General features: G+C 28.1%; 1 protein-coding gene. It reads left to right on the forward strand.

Annotated elements, in window-relative coordinates; genetic code table 11:
• On the forward strand, positions 1-249 hold a 249-nt coding region (locus SB749_RS20305), incomplete at both ends, for a DEAD/DEAH box helicase family protein (RefSeq protein WP_410711899.1).

The raw sequence follows: 249 nt of genomic DNA on the forward strand, positions 1-249 counted from the left end.
ATTGATGAGAATATCAAAATTCATAAATTTCAAAAGCAAGTTCTTGATAAATTTGAATTAGAACAGCAAAACAGGTTTTTCTTATCTGCCACAACATCGTTTGGAAAAACCTTCTTAATATACGAGATCATTAAGAAGCTGTGTTATAAGAATATTGCTCTGATCTTCCCGACAATCGCATTATTATCAGAAAACTATGAACGAATATTTTCTGACAGAAATTATAGTTATTTTTATGATGAATTTGAT

It is taken from the genome of Brevibacterium sp. SIMBA_078, from assembly GCF_046534565.1.
Taxonomy (GTDB): Bacteria; Actinomycetota; Actinomycetes; order Actinomycetales; family Brevibacteriaceae; genus Brevibacterium.